Origin of the sequence: Variovorax sp. N23, assembly GCF_025486315.1 — a bacterium.
In the GTDB taxonomy this organism is placed as follows: domain Bacteria; phylum Pseudomonadota; class Gammaproteobacteria; order Burkholderiales; family Burkholderiaceae_C; genus Variovorax.
Genome location: NZ_JAOOPY010000001.1, coordinates 543,372 through 567,078, shown reverse-complemented (window position 1 = coordinate 567,078; position 23,707 = coordinate 543,372). Strand labels below are relative to the sequence as shown.

At 69.3% G+C, this 23,707-nt stretch carries 24 protein-coding genes; 5 read left to right on the top strand and 19 right to left on the bottom strand.

Translation table 11 applies throughout. The annotated features are described in order from the left end of the window. Positions 1-7: 7 nt before the first annotated feature. Positions 8-1,237 carry an MFS transporter gene (locus N8A90_RS02720; RefSeq protein ID WP_262073100.1) on the bottom strand — a complete coding sequence of 410 codons (1,230 nt, stop codon included), beginning with the start codon at positions 1,235-1,237 and terminating at the stop codon, positions 8-10. Between the two features lie 114 nt (positions 1,238-1,351). Here N8A90_RS02720 and N8A90_RS02715 point away from each other — a divergent pair, with 114 nt between their 5' ends. Next, entirely contained in the window at positions 1,352-2,329 is a 978-nt protein-coding gene (locus tag N8A90_RS02715; protein WP_262073099.1) for a LysR family transcriptional regulator, read from the top strand. A 45-nt stretch (positions 2,330-2,374) separates the two neighbouring features. On the opposite strand, the gene N8A90_RS02710 is transcribed toward N8A90_RS02715, so the two are convergent. From N8A90_RS02710 to N8A90_RS02665, 10 genes are all read right to left on the bottom strand, one after another. Continuing rightward, positions 2,375-4,585 carry a copper-transporting P-type ATPase gene (locus tag N8A90_RS02710; RefSeq protein WP_262073098.1) on the bottom strand — a complete coding sequence of 737 codons (2,211 nt, stop codon included), beginning with the start codon at positions 4,583-4,585 and terminating at the stop codon, positions 2,375-2,377. A 30-nt stretch (positions 4,586-4,615) separates the two neighbouring features. Then, complete coding sequence (locus N8A90_RS02705) at positions 4,616-5,071, bottom strand: hypothetical protein (protein WP_262073097.1); 456 nt, start codon at positions 5,069-5,071, stop codon at positions 4,616-4,618. Between the two features lie 174 nt (positions 5,072-5,245). Continuing rightward, on the bottom strand, positions 5,246-6,451 hold the full coding sequence (locus N8A90_RS02700) for a M20 aminoacylase family protein (RefSeq protein WP_262073096.1): 1,206 nt from the start codon (positions 6,449-6,451) through the stop codon (positions 5,246-5,248). Next, complete coding sequence (locus N8A90_RS02695; RefSeq protein ID WP_262073095.1) at positions 6,448-7,341, bottom strand: N-formylglutamate amidohydrolase; 894 nt, start codon at positions 7,339-7,341, stop codon at positions 6,448-6,450. Before N8A90_RS02695 ends, N8A90_RS02700 begins: the two co-directional genes overlap by 4 nt. Next, a complete protein-coding gene (locus N8A90_RS02690; protein WP_262073094.1) occupies positions 7,338-8,381 on the bottom strand; it encodes an ABC transporter ATP-binding protein in 1,044 nt (347 codons plus the stop codon). Before N8A90_RS02690 ends, N8A90_RS02695 begins: the two co-directional genes overlap by 4 nt. 6 nt (positions 8,382-8,387) lie before the next feature. Next, positions 8,388-9,377, bottom strand: a complete 990-nt coding sequence (locus N8A90_RS02685) for an ABC transporter ATP-binding protein (protein ID WP_262073093.1) — start codon at positions 9,375-9,377, stop codon at positions 8,388-8,390. Beyond that, entirely contained in the window at positions 9,374-10,315 is a 942-nt protein-coding gene (locus N8A90_RS02680) for an ABC transporter permease (protein WP_410087620.1), read from the bottom strand. Before N8A90_RS02680 ends, N8A90_RS02685 begins: the two co-directional genes overlap by 4 nt. Continuing rightward, positions 10,312-11,289 (bottom strand): ABC transporter permease, encoded by a 978-nt coding sequence (locus N8A90_RS02675; protein ID WP_262073092.1) that lies wholly within the window; start codon positions 11,287-11,289, stop codon positions 10,312-10,314. Before N8A90_RS02675 ends, N8A90_RS02680 begins: the two co-directional genes overlap by 4 nt. A gap of 3 nt (positions 11,290-11,292) precedes the next feature. Beyond that, positions 11,293-12,903, bottom strand: coding sequence for an ABC transporter substrate-binding protein (locus tag N8A90_RS02670; RefSeq protein ID WP_262073091.1), 1,611 nt, complete (start codon positions 12,901-12,903; stop codon positions 11,293-11,295). A 167-nt stretch (positions 12,904-13,070) separates the two neighbouring features. Next, the gene (locus N8A90_RS02665) at positions 13,071-14,006 is read right to left on the bottom strand and encodes a succinylglutamate desuccinylase/aspartoacylase family protein (RefSeq protein ID WP_262073090.1); all 936 of its coding nucleotides are present in this window, start codon (positions 14,004-14,006) and stop codon (positions 13,071-13,073) included. A gap of 163 nt (positions 14,007-14,169) precedes the next feature. Here N8A90_RS02665 and N8A90_RS02660 point away from each other — a divergent pair, with 163 nt between their 5' ends. Continuing rightward, the gene (locus N8A90_RS02660; RefSeq protein WP_262073089.1) at positions 14,170-14,388 is read left to right on the top strand and encodes a hypothetical protein; all 219 of its coding nucleotides are present in this window, start codon (positions 14,170-14,172) and stop codon (positions 14,386-14,388) included. 6 nt (positions 14,389-14,394) lie between these two features. On the opposite strand, the gene ylqF is transcribed toward N8A90_RS02660, so the two are convergent. Together ylqF and N8A90_RS02650 are read right to left on the bottom strand one after the other, a co-directional pair. Next, entirely contained in the window at positions 14,395-15,348 is a 954-nt protein-coding gene (gene ylqF, locus N8A90_RS02655; protein ID WP_262073088.1) for a ribosome biogenesis GTPase YlqF, read from the bottom strand. Between the two features lie 64 nt (positions 15,349-15,412). Then, positions 15,413-16,222, bottom strand: a complete 810-nt coding sequence (locus N8A90_RS02650) for an MBL fold metallo-hydrolase (protein WP_262073087.1) — start codon at positions 16,220-16,222, stop codon at positions 15,413-15,415. Positions 16,223-16,434: 212 nt separating this feature from the next. Here N8A90_RS02650 and N8A90_RS02645 point away from each other — a divergent pair, with 212 nt between their 5' ends. After that, positions 16,435-16,866: a CBS domain-containing protein gene (locus N8A90_RS02645; protein ID WP_262073086.1), complete on the top strand. Its 432-nt coding sequence runs from the start codon at positions 16,435-16,437 to the stop codon at positions 16,864-16,866. Here the strand turns inward: N8A90_RS02645 and N8A90_RS02640 are convergent, their stop codons facing one another. The 5 genes from N8A90_RS02640 to N8A90_RS02620 form a co-directional block, all read right to left on the bottom strand. Then, positions 16,867-17,730: a D-amino acid aminotransferase gene (locus N8A90_RS02640; protein ID WP_262073085.1), complete on the bottom strand. Its 864-nt coding sequence runs from the start codon at positions 17,728-17,730 to the stop codon at positions 16,867-16,869. It abuts the gene before it with no gap. A gap of 97 nt (positions 17,731-17,827) precedes the next feature. Further along, complete coding sequence (locus tag N8A90_RS02635) at positions 17,828-18,748, bottom strand: SDR family NAD(P)-dependent oxidoreductase (protein ID WP_262073084.1); 921 nt, start codon at positions 18,746-18,748, stop codon at positions 17,828-17,830. 88 nt (positions 18,749-18,836) lie between these two features. After that, on the bottom strand, positions 18,837-19,223 hold the full coding sequence (locus N8A90_RS02630) for a response regulator transcription factor (protein ID WP_262073083.1): 387 nt from the start codon (positions 19,221-19,223) through the stop codon (positions 18,837-18,839). Between the two features lie 135 nt (positions 19,224-19,358). Beyond that, a complete protein-coding gene (gene gshA / locus N8A90_RS02625; protein WP_262073082.1) occupies positions 19,359-20,915 on the bottom strand; it encodes a glutamate--cysteine ligase in 1,557 nt (518 codons plus the stop codon). A 96-nt stretch (positions 20,916-21,011) separates the two neighbouring features. Continuing rightward, positions 21,012-21,677 carry an alpha/beta hydrolase gene (locus N8A90_RS02620; protein ID WP_262073081.1) on the bottom strand — a complete coding sequence of 222 codons (666 nt, stop codon included), beginning with the start codon at positions 21,675-21,677 and terminating at the stop codon, positions 21,012-21,014. 90 nt (positions 21,678-21,767) lie between these two features. Between N8A90_RS02620 and N8A90_RS02615 the strand changes: the two genes are divergently transcribed. Both N8A90_RS02615 and N8A90_RS02610 read left to right on the top strand, forming a co-directional pair. After that, a complete protein-coding gene (locus N8A90_RS02615) occupies positions 21,768-22,133 on the top strand; it encodes a (2Fe-2S) ferredoxin domain-containing protein (protein WP_262073080.1) in 366 nt (121 codons plus the stop codon). A 45-nt stretch (positions 22,134-22,178) separates the two neighbouring features. Continuing rightward, the gene (locus N8A90_RS02610; RefSeq protein ID WP_262073079.1) at positions 22,179-23,294 is read left to right on the top strand and encodes a M14 family metallopeptidase; all 1,116 of its coding nucleotides are present in this window, start codon (positions 22,179-22,181) and stop codon (positions 23,292-23,294) included. Positions 23,295-23,304: 10 nt separating this feature from the next. Here N8A90_RS02610 and N8A90_RS02605 read toward each other — a convergent pair whose 3' ends face one another. After that, positions 23,305-23,706, bottom strand: a complete 402-nt coding sequence (locus N8A90_RS02605; RefSeq protein WP_262073078.1) for a hypothetical protein — start codon at positions 23,704-23,706, stop codon at positions 23,305-23,307. Position 23,707 lies beyond the last annotated feature (1 nt).

The following is a 23,707-nucleotide window of genomic DNA, read 5'->3' as shown; positions in this document are numbered from 1 at the left end:
GCCCGGCTCAGTGCGCCTTCGCTGCCCCCGGCCAGAGGCGCACGGCGAGCGCACCGGCCGCCGATGCCGCAGCCAGGCCGACCACCGCCATCCAGCCCCACTGCGCCAGCATCAGCGCGCCGAGCGCCGAGCCGAGCGCCATGCCCAGGAACATGCCGACGAACAACACCGCGTTGAGGCGGCTGCGCGCGGCCGGCTCGATGCTGTACACGATGGTCTGGTGCGCGATGAGCGTGGCCTGGATGCCGAGGTCGAAGCCGATGGCGCCGACCACCAGCAGGCCGAGCTGCGCATGCGGCTGCATCCACGGCGCGAGCGCCATCACCGCGAAGGACGCCAGCACCAGCGAGGCTCCGAGGCGCGTCACCAGTTCGGGGCCGCGCTTGTCGGCGATGCGTCCGGCGATCGGTGCCGCCAGCGCACCGGCCGCACCGGCCAGGCCGAAGGCGCCGGCGGCCGCGCTGCCCAGGTGGAAGGGCTCGCCGTGCAGCATGACGGCCAGCGTCGACCAGAAGGCGCTGAAGCCGATCGACAGCAGCGCCTGCGCGAAGGTGGCGCGGCGCAGGGCGCCGTGGCGCTTCCACAGCTTGACCAGCGAGCCCATCAGCGCGCCGTAGCTCAGCTGCGTGGTCGGCCGGAAGCGCGGCAGGCCGCGCCAGGCGGCGCCGCCGATCAACGCAATGCTCAGCGCCGCGGCGATGAACATCGTGCGCCAGCCGAAGTGTTCGGCGACGAAGCCGCTGACCACCCGCGACAGCAGGATGCCCAGCAGCAGCCCGGTCATGACCGTGCCGACGATCTTGCCGCGGCTCGCCTCCGGCGCCAGCGTGGCGGCGGCCGGCACGATGTCCTGGGCCAGCGTGGCCGACAGGCCGATCACCAGGCTGGCGACCAGCAGCACCGCAATCGACGGTGCGGCACCCGCCAGCAGCAGCGCGACGCAGAGCACCGCGGCCTTCATCAGGATGATGCGGCGGCGGTCGTAGCGGTCGCCCAGCGGCGCGAGCAGCAGGATGCCCAGCGCATAGCCCAGTTGCGTGAGCGTCGGCACGAAGCCGACGGCGCGGGCCGAGGCGCCGATGTCGGCGCCCAGCACGCCGAGCATCGGCTGCGAGTAGTAGAGCGCCGCCACCGCCAGGCCGGCGCCGGTGGCGAGCAGCAGGACGAGCGAGGCGGGCAGCGCGGGGGCCGCCGCCGGAGGGGCGGCGGACGTATGCGTAGCGTGAATGGGAGACATGCTGGTAAACCCTTGATTGCGAAAGACTGGATCGGAGTGTGCTCAAGAAGCAGTTCGCGCGGTAGGGGTTGCCGGCGCAAAATGCTTATACGTTCAGCGCATACGAAAGATCCGATGCCCACCACCGCCCCCATCGCCACGCCGCCGTCTCCGGCCTTCCCGCCCAGCGCGGCCGGGGACCGCATCCAGCTGATGCAGACCTTCGTGCGCATCGTCGAGGCCGGCAGCCTGTCGGCCGCGGCGGCGCAGCTGGGCGCCACACAGCCCACGGTGAGCCGCCGCCTGCAGGCGCTCGAGCGCTCGCTGGGCACGCGCCTCCTGAGCCGCTCGACGCACGCCATGAAGCTCACGGAAGACGGCGAGCGCTGCTTCGCGCGGGCCAAGGAACTGATCGCCGCCTGGGACAGCTTCGAGTCCGACCTGCGCGGCGCGGGTGCGGAGCCCGAAGGCACGCTGCGCGTGGTGGCGCCGCACGCCTTCGGCCAGAACGTGCTGGTCGGCCCGCTGGCCGATTACCTGCGCCGCTACCCCCGCGTGTCGGTCGACTGGCTGCTGCACGACCGCGCGCCCGACTTCATCGCCGACGCGGTGGACTGCGCGATCCATGTCGGCGAAGTGACCGACCCGCAACTGGTCGCCATCGCGCTGGCCGAGGTGCCACGCATCGTGGTGGCGGCGCCGTCGGTGCTCGGCGACGGGCCGGCGCCGTCGCATGCGAAGGAACTCGCGGCGCTGCCCTGGCTGGCACTGCGCAGCTTCTACCGCACCGACATCACGTTGACGCATGTGCAGAGCGGCGAACAGCACAACGTGCCGATCACCCCACGCCTGAGCACCGACAGCCTGTACGCGACCTGCAACGCCACGTTGTTGGGCCTGGGCGTGAGCGTGGTGTCGGCCTGGGCGGTGGCCGACGACCTGGCGGCCGGACGGCTGGTGCACCTGACGCCGCAATGGCGCGCCAACCCGCTGCCGATGCACCTGGTGTACCCGTATGCGCGCCACTACCCGGCGAAGCTGCGGCGCTTCGTCGAAGCGATGCGCGAATCGGTGCCCGGCGCCGTGACCATCGGGCTGCTGCAGGCCGGCTGAAGACGGCCGCACGCCCGCGGCCGGTGGCTGGCGTGCAGGCTGGCTTCAACCCTCCAGCTTGCTCGCGCGCAATCGAAGGGCGTTGGCAATGACGCTCACCGAAGACAGCGCCATGGCCGCTGCGGCCACGACCGGCGACAGCAGGATGCCGAAGAACGGGTACAGCACGCCGGCTGCGATCGGTATGCCAAGGACGTTGTAGCCGAAGGCGAACCAGAGGTTCAGGCGAATGTTGCGCATCGTCGCCTGCGACAACTGGCGCGCCTTCACGATGCCCATGAGGTCGCCGTGCAGCAGCGTCACGCCGGCACTCTCCATCGCGACGTCGGTTCCGGTGCCCATGGCGATGCCGACATCCGCCGCAGCGAGTGCCGGCGCGTCGTTGACGCCGTCGCCGGCCATCGCGACGACGCGCCCTTCGCTCTTCAACCGCTGCACCACGGCGGCCTTGTCCTCGGGAAGGACTTCGGCGACGACCTCGTCGATGCCCAACGTCCGTCCGACCGCCTGCGCCGTTGTCTTTCCGTCGCCGGTGAGCATGACCACGCGGATGTCCGCCTCGCGCAGTGCGGCGATGGCCTGGGCGGTGCTGGCCTTGATGGGGTCGGCGATGCCGACGAATCCGGCCAGGCGGCCGTCGATGCCGACGAAGATGACGGTGGCGGCTCGGGCGCTGACAGCTTCCGCGGCCGCCGTGAGCGTGGCGACCTCGATGCCGTTCTCCGCCAGGAACTTCGCGCTGCCGCAGACGATGCGGGCGCCGTCGACGACGCCGACGACGCCTTTGCCGACCGGGGAGTCGAACCCGGTCACGGGCAGGAGCGGAAGCTGGCGTTCCAGGGCGTCGGCCACGATGGCGGCAGCCAGCGGATGCTCGCTGGCCCGCTCCACACTGGCCAGCCTCTGAAGTACATGGCCCGCGTCGAAGCCTTCGACCGGCTGCACCGTCACGACCCGGGGACGGCCTTCGGTCAGGGTGCCCGTCTTGTCGACCACCAGCGTATCCACCTTTTCCATCCGTTCCAGCGCTTCGGCGTCCCGGATGAGAACGCCGCTCTGCGCGCCGCGCCCCACGCCCACCATGATGGACATGGGGGTCGCCAGGCCCAGTGCGCAGGGACACGCGATGATGAGCACGGCAACAGCCGCGATGAGCGCATAGGAGAAGGACGGACTCGGACCCCACACGAGCCAGGCGACGAAAGCAAGCGCCGCCACGCCGATGACGACCGGAACGAACCACCCGGCCACCTGGTCCGCCATGCGCTGGATCGGCGCCCGGCTGCGCTGGGCGGCGGCCACCATATGGACGATCTGCGACAGCAGGGTATCGGCGCCGACCTTCTCGGCCCGCATCACGAAGCCGCCGGTCTGGTTGAGCGTCCCCGCCGTCACCTTCGAGCCCGGCGCCTTGGCCACCGGCATCGGCTCCCCGGTGACCATCGATTCGTCGACGGTGCCCTTGCCGTCGGTCAACTCGCCATCGACCGGCACCTTCTCGCCGGGACGCACGCGCAGCCAGTCGCCCACTTGCACGCTGTCCAGGGGCACGCGCTCGTCGCTTGCGTCGGCCTTCACGCGCACCGCCTCCTTCGGCGCCAGGTCGAGCAGTGCGCGTATCGCGCCCGAGGTCTTCTCCCTGGCCCGCAGTTCCAGCACCTGACCGAGGAGCACCAGCACGGTGATGACCGCGGCGGCTTCGAAGTAGATGGCTACCGCGCCGTCAGGCCCCCTGAACGCGGCCGGAAAGACCTGCGGCATCACCGTCCCGACGATGCTGTAGACCCAGGCGACGCCGGTGCCCAAGGCAATCAGGCTGAACATGTTCAAGCTGCGGTTCTTCACCGACGCCCCCGCGCGGGCAAAGAACGGCCAGCCGGCCCACAGCACGACCGGCGTTCCGAAGAGCAGCTGAATCCAGTTCGAGGTCTGCTGACCGATGAGGTGATGGATGTCCACCAGGTGCGCGCCCATCTCCAGGGCAAAGACCGGGACGGTCAGCACCAGTGCGACCCAGAAGCGCCGCGTCATGTCGCGCAGTTCGGGACTGTCGCCGGACTGGGTGGTCGCCACCACGGGTTCCAACGCCATGCCGCAGAGGGGGCAGTGCCCCGGTCCCCTCTGCCGCACCTGCGGATGCATGGGACAGGTGTACTCGGCATCCTGCGAGCCCGCCTGGCCCCCGCTCGGGGGCCGAGATGGCGCGTGGCCGGCATGCGCCCCTGCAGCCGCTGCCCTCTTGCGGTGGGAAGGCATGTGCATTTCGGCGCGCCCCGGCAGATGCCGCTACCTGGCCGCAGGCGGCGTCGCCGCCTCGCGGTCCAGCATCATCTGCATCATCATTTCCATCATGTCCATGCGCTGCGCCATGTCCTTCTGCGTGGGCGGGCCACCGCAGGCCGAGGGCGTGCCGCTGCATTGCATCGGCATGCCTGCGCCACCGCGGCCCATCATCGGCCGGCCGCCGCCCATCCGCCCCATCATCGCCATGCCGCCCTGCATGGCCTGCATGTGGTCCTTCCTCAGGGCCGCCCGCTCTGCGGGGGTGGCGGCGGCCATCATCTTTCGATGCATCTCCCGCATCGTCTCCATCTGCTGCTCGAAGGCGGCCGGATCGACCTTCGGCGCGGTTTCATCCGGATGATGCGCCTCGTACGCCTGGCTCCGCCCCGCGTTGGGGAAGGAGGAACAGCCGGCGAGCACGACCACGGCGGACGCGGCCAGGATACCGATGAGCTTCATGGTTTTTCCTTTCGAGCACCCGGGACGGCACTCGCACACACCACGATGCGCGCCGCAGCCGCCTTCGCCCTTGATACATATCAAGGCAGCGGCGCTGAAGGGAAGCGGGGGCCATCCGGCAGCCGAGCGCGCGCAGGCACCGCCTGCAGGGGCCGCGGCCCGCCGGCCCCGCACTCACTCGCGCGCGAAGAACGCCTCGACCAGCCGCACCCAGTAGGTCGAGCCCACCGGCAGCAGCGCGTCGTTGAAGTCGTAGTTCGGGTTGTGCAGCTCGCACGGGCCCATGCCGTGGTAGGTCTCTTCACGGTGGCCACCGCCGCCGTTGCCCACGAACAGGTAGCACCCCGGCACCTTCTGCAGGTAGAACGAGAAGTCCTCGGCGCCGCCGTGCTGCGGCGTGTTGCCGTCGACCTTGTCGGCGCCGAAGGTGTCCTTGGCGACCTGCATGGCGAAGTCGGTCTGCGCGTCCCAGTTGACCAGCGGCGGGTAGGCGCGGTGGAACTTCAGCTCGCCGGTGCCGCCGTGCGCCTGCGGCAGCATCTCGGCGATGCGGCGCATGTTGGCCTCGATGTCGTCCAGCACCTCGGTGCTGAAGGTGCGCACCGTGCCCTTGATCACGGCTTCGCCGGGCAGCACGTTGTAGGCGTCGCCGGCGTGGATCTGCGTGACGCTGACGACCGCGACGTCGATCGGGTTCTTGTGGCGCGAGATCAGCGTCTGCAGCGCGCCGACCATCTGCGCGGCGATGACGATGGTGTCGACCGCCTTGTGCGGCTGCGCCGCGTGGCCGCCGGTGCCGCGCACGATGATGTCGAAGCGGTTGCTCGAGGCCATCGTCGGTCCCTTGCGGAAGGCGAAGTGGCCGGCCTCGAAGCCCGGCATGTTGTGGATGCCGTAGATCTCTTCACACGGGAATCTGTCGAACAGGCCGTCGTCCATCATGGCCTTGGCGCCGGCGTTGCCGCCCTCTTCCGCGGGCTGGAAGATGAAGTTGACGGTGCCTTCGAAGTCGCGGTGCGTGGACAGGTAGTGCGCGGCGCCCAGCAGCATCGCGGTGTGGCCGTCGTGGCCGCAGCCGTGCATGCGGCCGGGGTTCTTTGAGGCGTGCAGGAAGCGGTTGTGCTCGGGCATGGGCAGTGCGTCCATGTCGGCGCGCAAGCCGACGGCGCGCTCGCCGGGGCCGCGGGTGCCGTGCAGCACGCCGACCACGCCGGTGGTGCCCAGGCCCCGATGCACCTCGATGCCCCACGCCGCGAGGCGCTCGGCCACGAGGTCGGAGGTGCGTGTTTCCTTGAACGCGAGTTCGGGGTGCGCATGGATGTCGCGGCGCAGCGCGGTGAACTCCGCGTGCTTGTCTTCGATGTCGGCGATGACGGTCATTTCACTTGGTCCTTCACGTAGGTTGCGATGTCTTGGGAGACGCCCTTGAGCGCATCTTGCAGCGCATTGAAATCTTTGCTGCGCTCGCGGGTGATTTCGTTCATGTAGAGGCCGCGGTGCACCTCGATCTGCAGGCTGTGGCGGCGCTCGGCCGGCCGGCCCAGGCGGGCGATCAGCGCGACGCCCTTGAAGGGGTCGTTGATCGCGACGTTGAAGCCGCGCCTCCTGAGCGCCTCGGCGACCATCGCGGTGAACTCGGGCGCGGCGGTGGTGCCGTCGCGGTCGCCCAGCACGAAGTCGGCGAGCGGATGGTCGCTCTGGATCTGCAGGCCCTCGTAGGAGTCGGCGGGCATCGAGTGCAGGTTCAGGTGCCACACGGCGCCGAAGCGCGCATAGGCGGCCTCGATGTGCTCACGCATGGCCGCGTGGTACGGCGCGTGGTAGGTCGCGATGCGGTTCTGGATCTCGGCCACCGGCAACTTGCGGTCGTAGATGGCGCCGTTACCGTTCTTCTTCGCGTCGCGCCAGATCAGGCCGATGCCCAGGCGCGTCTTCTCGCTGGGGCTGAGCGGCGTGGGCCACGGTTCGGCGAGCATGCCCGCGTCGATGTCCTCGATGTCGCGGTTCGGGTCGATGTAGGCGCGCGGGAATTCGGCCGCCAACAGTGTGGCGCCGACGGACGGCAGCGCCTGCCACAGCACATGCACGTCGGTGTCTTCGCCGGCACGCAGCAGGTCGAAGGGCACGGCGTAGCCGAAGTCGTCGGGGTACTTCACGCCGCTGTGCGGCGAGTCGCAGATGAGCGGCAGCGGATCGCCCTCGGGCAAGCGCAGCGTGAAGGGCGGGAACGGCGTGGGGACGCTGGGGAGAACGGGTTTCAAAGCGGTCATGCAGGAAGGTCGTTGAGGTGGCACGCGCTGGTGTGGCCGGGCTGCAGCGTGCGCAGCAGCGGCGCCTCGACCTGGCAGCGCGGCATCGCGTGCGGGCAGCGCGGATGGAAGGCGCAGCCGGATGGCGGCGCCAGGGGAGACGGCAGTTCGCCCTTGATGGGCTGGTAGGCGCGGCGCGTGGTCTCGAGCGTCGGCAGCTCGGACAGCAGCGCCTGCGTGTACGGGTGGTTCGGCGCGCTGAAGATGGTCTCGGTCGGCGCCACCTCGACGATGCGGCCGAGGTACATGATGACCACGCGGTCCGACACATGCCCCACCACGCCGAGGTTGTGGCTGATGAAGAGATAGGTCAGGTCGAACTCGCGGCGCAGTGCGAGGAAGAGGTTGAGCACCTGCGCCTGGATCGACACGTCGAGCGCCGCCACCGCCTCGTCGCAAACGATCAACCGCGGCTTGAGCGCCAGCGCGCGCGCGATGCCGATGCGCTGGCGCTGCCCGCCCGAGAACTGGTGCGGGTAGCGCTGCGCGTAGTCGGGGTCGAGCCCGACCTGGCGCATCAGCGCGCCGACGTAATCGGCCTTGTCCCTGGCCTTCACCAGCCCGTGCACCACCGGCGCTTCGCCCACGATGTCCATCACCCGCATGCGCGGGTTGAGCGAGGCCATCGGGTTCTGGAAGATCATCTGCACGCCCAGGCCCCACGCGCGGCGCTCGGTCGCGTTCATGTCGCTGATCGGCTTGCCGAGATAGCTGACGGTGCCTTCGGTCGGCGGGTTGATGCCGGCGATGACGCGGCCCAGCGTCGACTTGCCGCAGCCCGATTCGCCGACCACGCCGATCACTTCGCCGGGTCGGATCTCCAGGTCGACGTCGGCCACCGCATGCACGACAGAGGCGCGGTTGTTCGCGCCCATCAGGTTGGCGATGCGCCCGGCCAGGTCGATGTCCTGCACGAAGCGCTTGGAGATGCCCTGGAGCTGCAGCAGCGGCGTGCCGGTGCTGACCGGGCCCAGGGGCGTAGGTTCGAGAAGGGTTTCCATGCGCGTTCAGGCCATCTCGGGGGTCAGCATGTGCCAGCAGCGCACCGTCTTGCCCGCCGGTGCGGGTTCGGGCTGCGGCACCGCCAGGCAGGTGTCGGTCGCATGGCTGCAGCGCGGACGGAAGGCGCAGCCCTGCGGCAGGTGCAGCAGGGAAGGCGTCATGCCCGGGATCTGCCGCAGCAGCGTGCCGTGCGTGGCGCGCGTGGGAATCGAATCGATCAGCCCGCGCGTGTACGGGTGCGAGGGCGCGCCGATCACGTCGGCCGTCGCGCCGCTCTCGACGATGCGCCCGGCATACATCACGGCGATGCGGTCGGCCAGGCCCGACACCACCGCCAGGTCGTGCGTGATCCAGATCATCGCGGTGCCGGTTTCGCGGCACAGCTTCTGCACCTCGTACAGGATCTGCGCCTGGATGGTCACGTCGAGCGCCGTGGTCGGCTCGTCCGCGATGATCAGCTTCGGGCCATTGAGCAACGCGATGGCGATCGCCACGCGCTGGCGCATGCCACCCGACAGCTGGTGCGGGTAGGTCTGCAGCCGCTCTTCGGGCGACGGAATGCCGACCATCGCGAGCGCGTCGCGCGCCCGCGCCAGCGCGGCCTTGGCGCTGACCTTCTCGTGCGCGTGGATCGCCTCGACCATCTGCGTGTCGACACGCAGCACCGGGTTGAGCGTCATCATCGGGTCCTGGAAGATCATCGCGATCTCCTTGCCGCGCAGCTTCTGCAGCCGCTGCTCCGTCGCGCCGACCAGCTCTTCGCCGAGGTAGCGGATGGAACCGCCTGCGACGCGGCCCGGCGCATCGATCAGGCCGATGACCGAGAAGCCGGTGATGCTCTTGCCCGAGCCCGACTCGCCGACCAGCCCGAGGATTTCGCCAGCGTGCACGCGCAGGTCGACCCCGTCGACCGCCTTGACCACGCCACCGTGGGTGAAGAAGTGCGTCTGCAGGCCCTGCACGTCGAGCACGGGCACGGATCGGTCGTTCGTCATTTGGCGTTGTGCGGGTTGAGGATGTCGCGCAGGTGGTCGCCCACCAGGTTGATACCCACGATCGACAGCGCCAGCGCGATGCCCGGGAAGAACGAGATCCAATAATTGCCCGAGAGCAGAAATTCGAAGCCATTGGCGATGAGCATGCCGAGCGAGGGCTCGGTCACCGGCACGCCGACACCGAGAAAGGACAGCGTCGATTCGAGCGCGATGGCATGCGCCAGGTCGATGGTCGCGATCACGATCAACGGCGGCATGCAGTTGGGCAGCATGTGGCGCAGCAGCACGCGCGGCCAGCCGAGCGACATGCACTGCGCGGCCTCGACGTATTCCTTGGCGCGCTCGACCAGCGCGGCACCGCGCGCGGCCCGCGCGAAGTAGGCCCACTGCACGATGATGAGCGCGATGATCACCTTGTCGACGCCCTTGCCGAGAATGGCCAGCAGGATCAGCGCGACGAGGATGGCCGGGAACGACAGCTGGATGTCGACGATGCGCATCAGCAGCGCATCGATCCAGCCACCGAAGTAGGCCGCCGCCAAGCCGACCACGCTGCCGATGGCGAGCGCTGCCGCCACCGAGATGCCGCCCACCATCAGGCTGGTGCGCAGGCCGTAGAAGATGGCCGAGAGCAGGTCCCGCGCCTGGCCGTCGGTGCCCAGCCAGTAGGTCATGGTGCCGGCCGCATCCTGGCTGCCCGGCGGCAGCTTGGAATCGAAGATGTCGAGCTTGCCGATGTCGTAGGGGTTCTGCGGCGAGATCCACGGCGCGAACACCGCGACGAACACCGCCAGCGCGAGCAGCACCAGGCCGAACATCGCCAGCTTGTTGGCCATGAACTCGCGGCGGAAGCGCTGCCACGGCGTCTCGGGCGGCGGCAGCTTCGCCACCGGCCCCTCGGCCACGATAGCCGGTGCGACCTGGGTCGTGTCGTTCATGCCTTGGCTCCCTGCAGCCGCACGCGCGGGTCGAGCACCGAATAGAGGATGTCCACCGCGAGATTGAGCATCACGAGGAAGAACACGATGAGGAGGAGGTACGCCACGACCACCGGGCGGTCGAGCGTGATGATGGAGTCGAGCAGCAGCTTGCCCATGCCGGGCCACGCGAAGATGGTCTCGGTGACCACCGCGAAGGCGACCACCTGGCCGAACTCCAGCCCGCCGACCGTGATGATCGGGATCATGATGTTCTTGAGCAGGTGCACCCGCAGGATACGGCTCCAGCCCAGGCCCTTGGCGCGCGCGAACTTGATGTAGTCCATCGGCAGCGCCTCGCGCGTGGCGGCACGGGTCACGCGGATGATGAGCGCGGCCTTGGCCAGCGCGATGGTCACGGCCGGCAGCAGCAGGCGCGACCAGCCGTCGAGCGTGAGCACGCTCAGGTCGAGCGGCCCGATGTTGACGGTCGCGCCGCGCCCGCTGGCCGGCAGCCAACCCAGGTACACGGCGAACACCATGATCAGCATCAGCCCGACCCAGAAGTTGGGCAGCGAGAAGCCGAGCACCGAGCCGGTCATGATGCCGCGCGTGCTGATCGCGTTCGGCCGCAGCCCGGCCCAGATGCCCAGCGGCACGCCGATGAGCATCGACAGGCCCATCGACACGATGGCGAGTTCGAGCGTGGCCGGCATGCGCTCCAGGATCAGCCCCATGGCCGACTGGCCGGTGAGAAAGCTCTTGCCGAAGTCCAGCTGCAGCGCGTGCGACATGAAGATGCCGTACTGCTGCCACAGCGGCTTGTCGAGCCCGAAGTTGGCGCGGATCTCGTCGCGTTCGAGGTCGGTGGCCTCGGCGCTCGCCATCATCGACACGGGGTCGCCGACGACGTAGAGGCCGACGAAGACCAGGCCCGACATCACGGCCATGACGAGCACCGCCTGCAGCAGGCGGCGAATGATGAAGGCCAGCACCGGCTACTTCTTGGCGGGCACCGCGTACTGGACCATGGTCTGCTGGTCGGCGCGGCCCTTGAAGCTCACGTCCTTCTTCATCGCCCACACCGAGTGCTCGAAGTGGATCGGCAGCATCGCGAAGTCGGCCATCGCCACCTCGCTGGCCTTGGCCAGCGTGGCGGCGCGCGCGGCGTCGTCCATCTGCGTGGCCGACTCGGCCACCAGCTTGTCCATCGCCGGGTTCGAGTAGCGGCTGCGGTTGGTGGTGCCCACGCCCTTCTCCTTGTTGGGCGTGACCAGCAGCGAGTTCAGCGTGTTCGACATCTCGCCGGTCGAGGTGCCCCAGCCCGCCAGGTAGGCGCTGTAGGCATAGCTGTCGCGGTTCTTGAAGAACACGGCCGGCGCATTGGCGTCGATCGAGGTCTTCACGCCGATGCGCGTCCACATGGCGGCCAGCGTCTGCGCGACCTTGCTGTCGTTGATGTAGCGGCCATTGGGCGTGCCCAGCACCAGCGTGAAGCCGTTGGGGTAGCCGGCTTCCTTCAGCAGCGCCTTGGCCTTTTCGGGGTTCGGCTTGGCGGCGGTCACCAGGTTCTTGCTGGCGCCGAACATCGGGTACGGCAGCAGTTGTGCCGCAGGCGTCGCGACACCACCCATGGTGCGCGACACCAGCGCCGAACGGTCGATCGCCAGCGACAGCGCTTCGCGCACGCGCTTGTCGAGCAGCGGGTTCTTGCCGTTGGTGTCGGTGATGCCCGGCGTGGTCTCGCCGTTCTGGTCGAGCGCGACGTAGATGATGCGGTTCGAGGCCTTGGTCTCGACCGTGAGCTTCGGGTCTTTCTTGAGGCGCTCGAGGTCGTCGGTCGGCGGGTCTTCGACCAGGTCGACGTCACCGGCGAGCAGCGCGGCCACGCGGGCGGCCGGGTTGCTGATCGGGCGGTAGATGACCTTGTCCCACGCGGGCGCCTTGCCCCAGTAGTTCGGGTTGCGCTCGAAGATGATTTCCGAGCCGCGCTTCCACGAGACGAAGCGGTACGGGCCGGTGCCCACCAGGCCGTTGCCGGCGTTGAGTTCGGTGGTGGTCTTGCCTTCGGGCGCCGGGCCGGCCGCGGCCTTGGCCGACATGATCGGCAGGCCCACCATGTTGATCGCCAGCAGCGGGTACGGCTCCGACGTGGTGATGCGCACCGTCAGGGCGTCGGGCGCCTCGATTTTCTCGACCTTCTGCAGGTACACCTTGAAGGACGAAGGGCTGTTGGGCACCTTGGCCACGCGGTCCATGGTGAACAGCACGTCGGCCGAGGTCATGGGCGAGCCATCGGAGAACTTGACGTTCGGCCGCAGCTTGAAGGTCCAGACATTGCCGTCCGCTTTCCACGATTCGGCCAGGCACGGCTCGACCTTGAGTTCGGCGTCGCCGCACACCAGCGGGTCGAACAGCGTCTGCGACAGCTGGATGTTCGGCGTGAGCGCGTGGTACTGCGGGTCCATCGACGTGGGCTCGGTCTTCAGGGCGACGACCAGGTCGCGCGCGAAGGCGGCACCCGAGAACGCGGCACCGGCAACGACGGCGGCGACCAGCAGGCGTCGCGCACGAGGCCGAAGGGAAGCGGTTGAAGCAATGCCTCGCATGTGTGGTTCTCTCCAGGGCAGGGTCATAAAAAAAGCGCCTCGGCGCGTTGCGGAGGAGCATGCAAGAAGCGCACCACTTTGCAGGTGCCGGCTGGGTCAGGATAGGCGCGCGCACCAGGGTGATGCACCCGTGATAACCCGCTCGACACCCGCGCGGGCGCCGTCGTTCAGAGCGGCCGGGTGAGGTAGACCGCCTCGCGTCCGACGACCGCGCGCTGCGCCGGCATGAAGATGGTGCAGTCGTCGCAGGGCGAGCGGATCTCCTCGTCGCCATTGGTGGCGATGAGTTCGCCCTTGGCGAAGGTCTCGAAGCCGATCAGCGGGCGCACGAAGTGGAAGCCGGCGTCCTTGATCATGTGCGTCTGCAGCAGCTCGAATCGGCGCTGCGGCGCGGGCGCCGGCGCCGCCGGGTCCCGGTCGATCAGGCCGAAGTGCGCGAGGAAACGCAGCGTCACCGCGGTCGCCAGGTCGGCGGCCGATTGCTTGAAGTGCTGGCCGCATTCGACCACCATGGCCGCGCCCTTGCCGTCCGTCTCGCCATGGCGGCCGTACTGGATCAGCGGCGTGCCCGAGCCCAGGCCGTTGGGCATGACCAGGTGCACCGCGGGCAGGCCCACGGCCAGCGCCACCTCGGCGTTGCGCTCGTAGGCCGGGTAGACCCAAAAAGGCACCACGTCCTGGCTGGTGGAGTGGATATCGAGGATGTAGTCGGCCGCGTCGATCACCGGCCGCAGCGCGCGGGCACGGCGCAGCTCGGGGCTGTCCTCGGTGCCGTCGAGCATCTCGGCCGACCAGATGCGGTTGAGGTTGTGCACGATCTGCCGGTTGTCGAAGGGCTTGTCGGCGTCGAAGGCGTTGTAGGCCTCGATGTGCGAGAAGCTCACGGTCAGCGTCCCGATCTTCGGCCGCACGCCGGTGTCGAGCAGGTGCGTGGCGGCGACCATGCCGCAGATCTCGTTGCCGTGCGTCAGGGCGTTGATCAGCACGTGCGGGCCGGGCTTGCCGGACTCGAAGCGATGCACATAGTCGATGCCGGTGTTGCCTTCGCGGTAGGCCGCGATGTCGCGCGGCAGGACTTCGAGAACGGGAGGGGCTTGCGTCATGGGATGGGAGGAAGGTGGAGGTTTTTCGCGATGCGCGCCGGAGCGTGCGTCGCAAGTTTGCTACAAGTGCGGACGTTGCATGGTCAAGGCGGCCATTTCTCCGACAGGCGCGGCACGCCGGATCGCGTCCAATCGACGTTTATCCATGAAGGAGGATCCGAGAATGAGCCAGTTCGCCACCATCCAGGGCCACGTCAGCTATTCGCCGGGGGACGGCGTGCCGCTGATCATCCCGGTCGGCACCCTCGTCGAAGTGGTGCTTGCACCGGACAGCGCCACCCTCAGCTGGGAGGCCGAGAAGGGCGTGGTCGGCCTCACGGCCATTCCGCGGATGCAGTACGACGAGTACGTCGAGGCCGGGAAGATCGTCCTGAAGGACTGACGGGCCCTACGCGCCCGCGTCCGCCGCGGGTGCACGCCTGCCCTTGCCACCCCGCGCCTCCTTCTTGGCGCGGCGCTCCGCGTCGAGCTGCTCGCCCTCCGCCAGCCAGGCCGCGAATTCCTCCGGCGTCTCGAGCGTGATGCGACCGAGGCTGCCGTCGCGGAAGGCGTGCATCACGATCTCCGCCGCCTTCTGCAGATTGACGCGGCCCTTGCCCAGCAGCGCACCGCGCTTGCGGCCGATGGCCTCGAGCAGTTCTTCGTCCTGCATGTCCGCCACCGTGGCCGCATCGAGGTCGAGCTTGAAGCGCGCCGAGAGCACCGGTGCGTAGTGCCGCTTGACGTAGTCGAGCAGTTCCAGCGCGACCTCCTCGTCGTCGAAGGCATTGCGGCCGACCGCGCCGCTCGCCGCCAGGTTGTAGCCGCTCTTGGCCACGATGATGCGCGGCCACAGCATGCCCGGCGTGTCCCACAGGTAGAAGTCGTCGGCCAGCGTGATGCGCTGCTCGAGCTTGGTGATGCCGGCCTCGTCGCCGGTCTTGGCCTTGCGCCCGCCCGCCAGCGTGTTGATCAGCGTCGACTTGCCCACGTTCGGGATGCCGCAGATCAGCACCCGCATCGGCTTGGCCATGCCGCCGCGGTTGGGCGCCAGCGCATGGCAGGCCTCGACCAGTTGCCGGGCCGGCGTCGTCTGGCTGGCGTCCAGGCCGATGGCGCGCGTGTCGGGCAGCGCGTTGTAGTGCGCCAGCCATTGCACGGTACGCCCGGGGTCGGCCAGGTCCTGCTTGTTGAGCACCTTCAGGCCCGGCTTGTGACCGGTGAGCTCGGCCAGCATCGGGTTGGCACTGGAGGCCGGCAAGCGGGCGTCGAGCAGTTCGATCACCACGTCGATGTCCTTGATGCGTTCCCCGATGGCCTTGCGGGTCAGGTGCATGTGGCCGGGGAACCACTGAATGGCCATGGGGCGCTTTCCTTTTCGTCTGCTGATGCGTGGTGGGGCACGCATTGTGCGGGAAGGCGCGAACTCAGGACATGTCGGTGCGGTGCACGCGCGGGTCGATCAGCGCCTGCGGCACCTGATAGGCCCGGTCGTCGAACAGGTCGATGCCGCACATCAGCGACTCCACCCAGTCGAAGAAGTCCGAGATGGCCGCCCGCCCTTCGATGGGCGCGCCGTGCTGCGGCACCAGCATCGCGATGTCGAGCGTGCGCGCCATGCGCGCCCACAGCCGCAGGATCTTGTTCGACACCATGTAGCGGCGGTGGAAGGCTTCCATGCGCGGGATGTGCGGCGCCAGGTCACGCACGGGTGTCTGGGCCTCGCGGCCGCTGGTCATCGACACGCCGAGGTCGCCGGTGAAGAGGATGCGGCTGACCGGGTCGTAGAAATGGAAGTTGCCCTCGGCGTGCAGGAAATGCGCCGGCAGCAGCCACAGCTCGCTGGCGCCCAGCGGCAGGCGCCCGCCGAGGTCGGGCACGCCGATGATCCGTTCCTCGGTCTTGCCGACCTTGGTGAAGTGCGGCACGAAGCGTTCCCACACGCGCGAGATCACGAGCTGCGCGCGGGTCGACGTCAGCCAGCGGTCGAGCGACGCAATGATGTCCGGGTCGGCATGCGAGGCGATGATGTACGACAGCTTGTGCGGGCTGAAGTGGCGCGTCATGCCCAGGTACAGCTCGTTGAAGGCGAGGTTGCCGCCCGGATCGATGACCGCGCCGGTGCCGTGATCGACGATGAGGAACTGGTTCGCCTGCACTGCCTGTCCATCCGCGCCGACCAGGTCGGTGAACATCAGGCAGGCATGCTGCGGGTCGCGGTAGAGCTCGATCGGCACGGGGCAGGTCCGGAGGGTCGGATGAAGGAGGCCCGACTGTAGGGAGACACGGCGCTGCGGCGCTTGACGCGGATCAAGCGCGGCGGACACGGCTATGCCGTCGCCGGCGCGACGCATCCATTCGTCGCACTAGCCACGGACCACGCTGCGCCCCTATGATGAATGCAGCGCGTACCCGACGCATCGTCCGCAACCTGCCCGAGGGAGTGACCATGAAACCCGTATCCGCCCTGCTTGGCCAGCGCCGCAATGCCGGCCTCTGGCACACCGGCCCCGACACCACCGTCTTCGAGGCGCTGCACCTGCTGGCGCGCCACGAAGTCGGCGCGCTCGTGGTCCTCGAAGGCGAGCGCCTCGTCGGCGTGTTTTCCGAGCGCGACTACACGCGCAAGGTGGCCCTGCTGGGCAAGAACTCCAAGGCGATGCAGGTGGCGGAGATCATGACGGCCCATGTCATCACCGTGACGCCGAACACCCCCACGCACGCCTGCATGGCGCTCATGAGCCAGAAGCGCATCCGCCACTTGCCGGTGGTCGACAACGGCAAGGTGGTTGGCATGCTCTCGATCCGCGACCTGATGGACGACATCATCGCGGACCACGAAAAGACGATCGAACAACTGACGAGCTACATCCAGAGCTGATCAGATCGACTGCGCTTCCTTCGCGCGCTGGTACGCGGCGTGCAGGCGCGCGAAGACCGGGCCGGGCGTGCCGCTGCCGATGGGCCGGCCGTCGAGCTGGGTGACGGGCATGATTTCCTTGCTGGCCGAACTCAGCAGCAGCTCGTCGGCGCCACGCACCTCGGCCTCGGCGATGGGGCGCAGGTCGTAGGGGATGCCTTCGGCCTCGCACAGCTCCCGGATCAGGTCGTAGCGGATGCCTTCGAGCACATGCTCGCTCTTGGGCGCGCCGAACAGGGCGCCGCCCTGCACCACCCACACGTTCGACGACGACGCCTCGGTCAGCAGCCCGTCGCGCAACAGGATGGTCTCGACCGCGCCGACGTCCGCCGAGATCTGACGTGCCAGCACGTTGCCCAGCAGCGAGGTGCTCTTGATGTCGGCGCGCTCCCAGCGGAAGTCGCGCGCCGTGACGCACGCCACGCCCTGGGCCAGCAGCGCGGCCGACGGCGGCTTCATGGCGTTGGTCATGATGAAGACCGTGGGCACGATCGCCTTGGGCATCACATGGTCGCGCGGTGCCACGCCGCGGCTCACCTGGATGTAGAGCATCTGGTCGTCGGCGGAATGCGCGGCGACGAGGCGGCGCGCCCGCTCGAGCCAGCCGGCCTCGTCCAGCGGGTTGGGGATGCGCACGCTGGCCAGGCTGCGGTTCAGGCGCGCCATGTGCTGCGCGAAACGGAAGAACTTGCGCCCGTACACGGGCACCACCTCGTAGATGCCGTCGCCGAAGATGAAGCCGCGGTCGAGCACGGAGATCTTGGCGTCGGCCAGCGCCGTGAACTCGCCGTTGAGGTAGCAGAGGGAATCGGGAAGAGCGGACATGCGGAAACCGAAAGGGGATGAAGCCCCCGATTCTCCCCGCAGTGCATGCGCGCCGTGCGCGGCAACGCCACGGCGGGCGTCCCGCCATTCCTGAGAACTAGCGTCCGCCAGCGGCCTGCGTCGCCTTGGCGATCTCGACGGTGCCCTGCGCCGCGCCACTCTGTGGCACCTGCTCACCCTGGCGATCGACGACCTCGGCCAGACGCGCAGCCAGCCGTTCCGGCGCGTCGGCCCCGAGGCCCACGAACACGCCCTGCGTCAGCGTGACATGCGCGGCCTCGAAGCCGCCGGCACCGGCGCACAGGATGGTGCGGTTCGGCGCGTCCTGCGAGGCCAGCACCAGCATGGCCGGCACCACGGCCTCGGGCTTGAGCGCATCGAGCACCGCCTGCGGCATCAGGTCCTCGGTCATGCGGGTGGCGGCGGTGGGCGCCAGGCAGTTGACACGGATGTCGTGCTTGGCGCCTTCGAGGCTCAGCGTCTGCATGAGGCCGACCAGCGCCATCTTGGCCGCGCCGTAGTTGCTCTGGCCGAAGTTGCCGTACAGGCCCGACGACGAGGTGGTCATCACGATGCGGCCGTACTTCTGGTCGGTCATGAACGGCCACACCGCCTTGGTGCAATGCACGGCGCCCATCAGGTGCACGTCCATCACCAGCCGGAAATCCGCCAGTTCCATCTTCGCGAAGCTCTTGTCGCGCAGGATGCCGGCGTTGTTGACCAGCACGTCGACCCGGCCCCAGGCGTCGACCGCCTGCTGCACCATGGCCTGCACGGCCGAGAAGTCGGTGACCGACGCGCCGTTGGCGATCGCCTCGCCGCCGGCCGCACGGATCTCGGCGACGACGGCCTCGGCCGCGCTGACCGAGCCGCCGGAGCCATCGCGCGCACCGCCCAGGTCATTCACCACCACCCGCGCGCCCCGTGCCGCGAGGGCCAGGGCGTGCTGGCGGCCCAGCCCGCCACCGGCGCCCGTGACGATGGCGACGCGGCCTTTGAAGTCGATCGATGCGTTCATCTCGTTGAAATTCGTGGTTGCAAGGGCTGCGGTTGTACCGCAGCGGCCCGGCAACGCCGGCCACGCATGCGACAACGCGGGCCAGACCCTAGCGGTGGGCGTGCTCGAAGTACTCGAGCAGCTGGTCGATCTCGGCGGACTTGTCGAAGAAGGCATCGGCGCCCAGCACCCTGGAGCGCTCGCGCATGTCGGCCGTGGCGTAGTTGCTCAGCACGACGACCTTCTGGTGGGATGCGCGGTTGCGGCAGGCATCGACCACACCGAAGCCGTTGCCCTCCTGCAGGAACAGGTCGACGATGGCCATGTCCCACTCGTCGCGGTGGCCGTCCAGCCACTGCACCGCTTCCTGCTCGCTGCTCGCATGAGCCACGACCGTGGTGTCGGCCACATCCTCGAGGAAACCGACGAGGTTCTCTCGGATCACGGGGTTGTCTTCGACCAGGTAGGTCTTGTAGGGCTTGGAAGAACGAATCACGGCGAGCGATGTACGGAGGTGCCTTGGTTGAAGACCATCATCCGCGCCGCGCGCAGCCCGGCAGTGGGTCATGCCGGCCAATCCGGGTAGGTGCGCGCCTACCGGCGCATGCGCCGGGGTGCGCCCCCGGCCCCCTCACACCGCGACCGCGTTGCGTGCCCGCGCGCCCAAGCCCAGGCGGGCCGGCGACACGTACTGCTGTCGGTAGATCTCGAAGGGCATGGTGTCGGCCGCTTCGATGGCCTTCTGCGCCTCGATCGATTCGGCGCTGGCCTGGACGAAGCGGGCCTGGTCCTCGGGCGCGAAGGGCTGTGTCAGCAGCGCCTGCCGCGCCGCCTCGGAGCGCGCGCGCGCGAAGTCGGTGAAGGAATGGCCATGGTCGGCCGCCATCGCGGCGAGCACGCGCGCCGACGGCAGGCTGTGCGCGTCGCGCAGGCCGGTCACCGCCGCGTCGAGCGACTGCATGTAGGTGCTGCCGCCATGGGCAGCATCCAGCGCCTGGGCGATCGGCCGGCATTGCGCCACCAGGTCGGCACCCCACTCGGTCAGCGCGATCTCCTGGCCGCCGCGCAGCAGCTGCAGGCCGGGCTCGCGTCCGCGGGCCGCCGTCAGGTGCTGGTTGTGCGCCAGCTCGGCGATCTCCTGCGGCGTGTCGTCGGGGCTGTCGCTGAGCAGGCAGTGCAGCAGGAACACGTCGAGGAAGCGGATGGTCTGCGCCGTGATGCCGACCGGCACGAAGGGGTCGAGGTCCATCAGGCGCACTTCGACGTATTCGACGCCGCGCTCGCGCAGCGCATGCAGCGGGCGCTCGCCGGGATAGATCACGCGCTTGGGGCGGATGGTGCCGTAGAACTCGTTCTCGATCTGCAGCAGCGTGGTGCCCAGCTGGTTGTAGTCGCCGCCGGGGTTCTGGATGCCGATGCTCTCGTAGGCCGGCCAGGGCCGCGTCAGCGCGTCCTGCAGCGACGCACCGTAGCCTTCGAGGCTGTTGTAGCTCACCTGCAGCGACGACTGCGCCTCGCTCTGGTAGCCCAGGCGCCCCATGCGCAGCGAGGTGCCGAAGGGCATGTGCATGCTGCCCTCGCCGATCGGACGCAGCTCGTGCGGCCGACCGGCCACGAAGCTCGAGCACAGCGCCGGCGACGCGCCGAACAGGTACAGCAGCAGGAAGGCGTGCCGGCGGAAGTTGCGGATCAGCGCGAAGTACTGCTCGCTCGACACCTCGGGGAGCGACCAGTTGTAGTGGATGCCGGAAATGGTCTGCATGCGCCGGCCGTAGCGGTGGCTCAGCCCCATGCGGTAGACGCTCTTGGCGCGGCCCACGTTCGAGCTGCCGTAGCGGGCGATGGGAATGGTCTCGTCGGTCGGCAGGCCGCAGGGCATGCTCGACACCCACATGCGCTCATCGCCCAGCTCGTTGAGCACCCGGTAGGTGAACTGGTGCACCTGCGTGAGTTCGGCGAGCGCCGCCTCGACGTCGCCGTGCACGCCGGTGATCAGCTCCAGCTGCGATTCGCTGAAGTCGGTGGTGATGTGGGGGTGCGTGAGCGCCGAGCCCAGCGCCGCCGGGTGCGGCGTCAGCGCGAGCTGCCCGTCGGGCCGCGCGCGCAGGCTTTCCTTCTCGATGCCCCGCCGCACGCCCCTCAAGCGTGCGGGCGAGAGCGCGGCGAGCCGCTCCTGCAATGTGCTCATGTTCTTATCGCTTGTCCGTCTTTGGTGGGGCTGGAAGGTAGCACTTTCGGCAGACGGCTGCTGGCACGGGGAAACTGCCCGGAGTCCGGCCCGGGCTCAGCCCAGCACACGCCGCAGGAAGGCGCCGAGGTCGGCGATTTCCTCCAGGCAGACCGAATGCGCCATCGGGTAGTCGTGCCATTCCACGGTGTAGCCGAGCCGCTCCAGCGCCGCGCGGGTGTCGAGGGCGCGCGGCAGCACCACCACGCCATCTTGCGTGCCGTGCGCCAGGAACACCGGCGTCGACTGGTTCGCCGGATGGCGCTCGGCCTCGGTCGTGGCGGCCAGCGGCAGGTAGCCCGACAGGCCGACGATGCCGGCCAGTCGCTCGGGATGGCGCAGCCCGGTCATGAGGGCCATGGCGCAGCCCTGCGAGAAGCCGGCCAGCACGATGCGCCCGGCCGAGATGCCGCGCGACTTCTCGTGGGCGATCAGCGCCTCAATGGCGTCGCGCGAGCGGCGCAGGCCGGCATCGTCTTCGCGCCGCACCAGGTCGGGCGCGAAGATGTCGTACCAGGCGGGCATCGGATAGCCGCCGTTGATGCTCACCGGCATCGACGGCGCGCTGGGGAACACGAAGCGCACCGGGCCGACGTCGCCGAGTTCGAGTTCCTTGGCGATCGGCACGAAATCGTTGCCGTCGGCGCCCAGGCCGTGCATCACGATGACGGTGGCGGTAGGGTTGGGCGCGGTTTCGATCTCGAAGGTGGGCAGCAGGGACATGGCGGAGAGGATGAGTGGGGTGACGGGTGGCAGACCGACACGATAGCGCACGGCGGGCGGCTACCCTGTTCGATCACCCCGAGGAACCGCATGAACCGCACGCCCATCCTGCCGACGGACACGCCGCCCGCCCCTTCCGCGTCGATCCCGGCCGGGCCGACCTCGCCTTTCGTGGCGCCCAGGTTCGACGCCCTGCTGCTGGTCTGCGGCCGCTGTGCCGAGCGCGGCAGCGGCCCGCCCAGGCGCAAGGCGAAGAAGCTGCCGGGCGAATTCAGGAAGGCGCTGGGGGCCGAACGGCCGCGCTTTCGCATCGTCGAATCGTCCTGCCTGGGCCTGTGCCCGAAGAAGGCCACCGCCGTGGCCGCCGCGACGGGCGACGGCCCGCTGCGACTGGCCGCCGTGCGCGGCAGATCCGACGTGCAGGCCGTGGCCGACCATCTGCGCCGCCGCGGCTGAAGGCGCGATGAAGCGCAAACGCCGCCGGCGCGCAATACTCGCGGCATGTACAGCACCCACGCCGCCCGCCACTTCTCCGGCAGCTATGCCGAAGCCCGCCGCAAGTTCCTCGACGCCGCCCGCGAGCGCCAGGCCACGATCGACACCTTCCCGCTCGACGGCCACACCGGCGCCCTGGGCGAGGCGCTGGCCACCGACACCGCCCTCCTCGGCGCGCCCGGCGCCGACAAGCTGCTGATCGTCAGCTCGGGCACGCACGGGCCCGAAGGCTTCTGCGGCTCGGGCTGCCAGGTCGCCCTGCTGAACGACGCCGACCTGATGGCTCGCCTCGAACGGGCCGGCGTCGCGCTGCTGCTGGTGCACGCGGTCAACCCACACGGCTTCTCGCACCTGCACCGCACCAACGAAGACAACATCGACCTGAACCGCAACCACATCGATTTCGACGCACCGCTGCCGGTGAACGCGGCCTACGCCGAGGTCGAGCCCTTCGTGCTGCCCGCGCAGTGGCCGCCCACCGAGGCGGACCGGGCCGCCATGGCTGCCTACATCGGGAAGCACGGCGTGCGCGGCTACCGCGCGGCCGTGACCACCGGCCAGTACACCGCACCCGACGGCGTGTTCTACGGCGGCCAGGCGCCTTCGTGGAGCAACCGCACCATGCGCGCCATCCTGCGCAGGCACGGCGCGGCGGCCAGGCACATCGCCTGGATCGACGTGCACACCGGCCTCGGCCCCTACGGGCACGGCGAGAAGATCTACCCCGGCCGGCCCGACGGCCTGCCACGCGCGCTGGCCTGGTGGGGCGCCGACGTGTTCGCGCCCTTCGAGGGCACGTCCGCCTCGGCCGACGTGACGGGGCCGGTCGTGACCATCGTCTACGACGAGTGCCCGCAGGCCCACGCCACGCTGATGGGCCTGGAATTCGGCACCCTGCCCGACCAGGAGGTGCTCGACCGGCTGCGCGCCGACACCTGGCTGCGCCGCCACCCGGACGCGCCCGACGTGCAGCAGCACGCCATCCGCCGCGACCTGCGCGACGCCTTCTACTGCGACAACGACGAATGGAAGGGCATGGTGCTCGGCCAGGCCCGGGTGGTGATGCTGCAGACCCTGCAGGGCCTGCAGAAGGCCGGGAACGCCGAGAAGGCCGGCGCCTGAGCCCCAGCGCTCAGCGCCCGGCGGCTTGCCGGCACTGGCGCAGGTTGGTGTCGAAGCGGGTGGCGAGCATCGCGTCGCACTCGCTGCCGTTGGGCATCAGGCGGCACAGGCCGACGATGACAAAATCGGACACGGCCTCGGTGCAGCCGCGGTACGGCGCCAGTGCCGGGTTGGCGTGGCTCTTGAAGCCCCAGTCGTCCGAAAACGCCACCGTGCGGCCCATCGCCTCCTCGAAGTAGTCGCGGTCGCGCTCCTTCACGGCGTTTTCCATCCGGGGCAGTTCGCCGTCGAGGAACCGCACGGCGGCCGCGGGAAACTGGGCCGCATCCTGCGCTGCGGCACCGCCGGCCGCGAAGGCGGCCAGCGCAAGAAGGCGCCGGAGAGCGCGCGGGGACGGCAAGGCTGTGGTCATG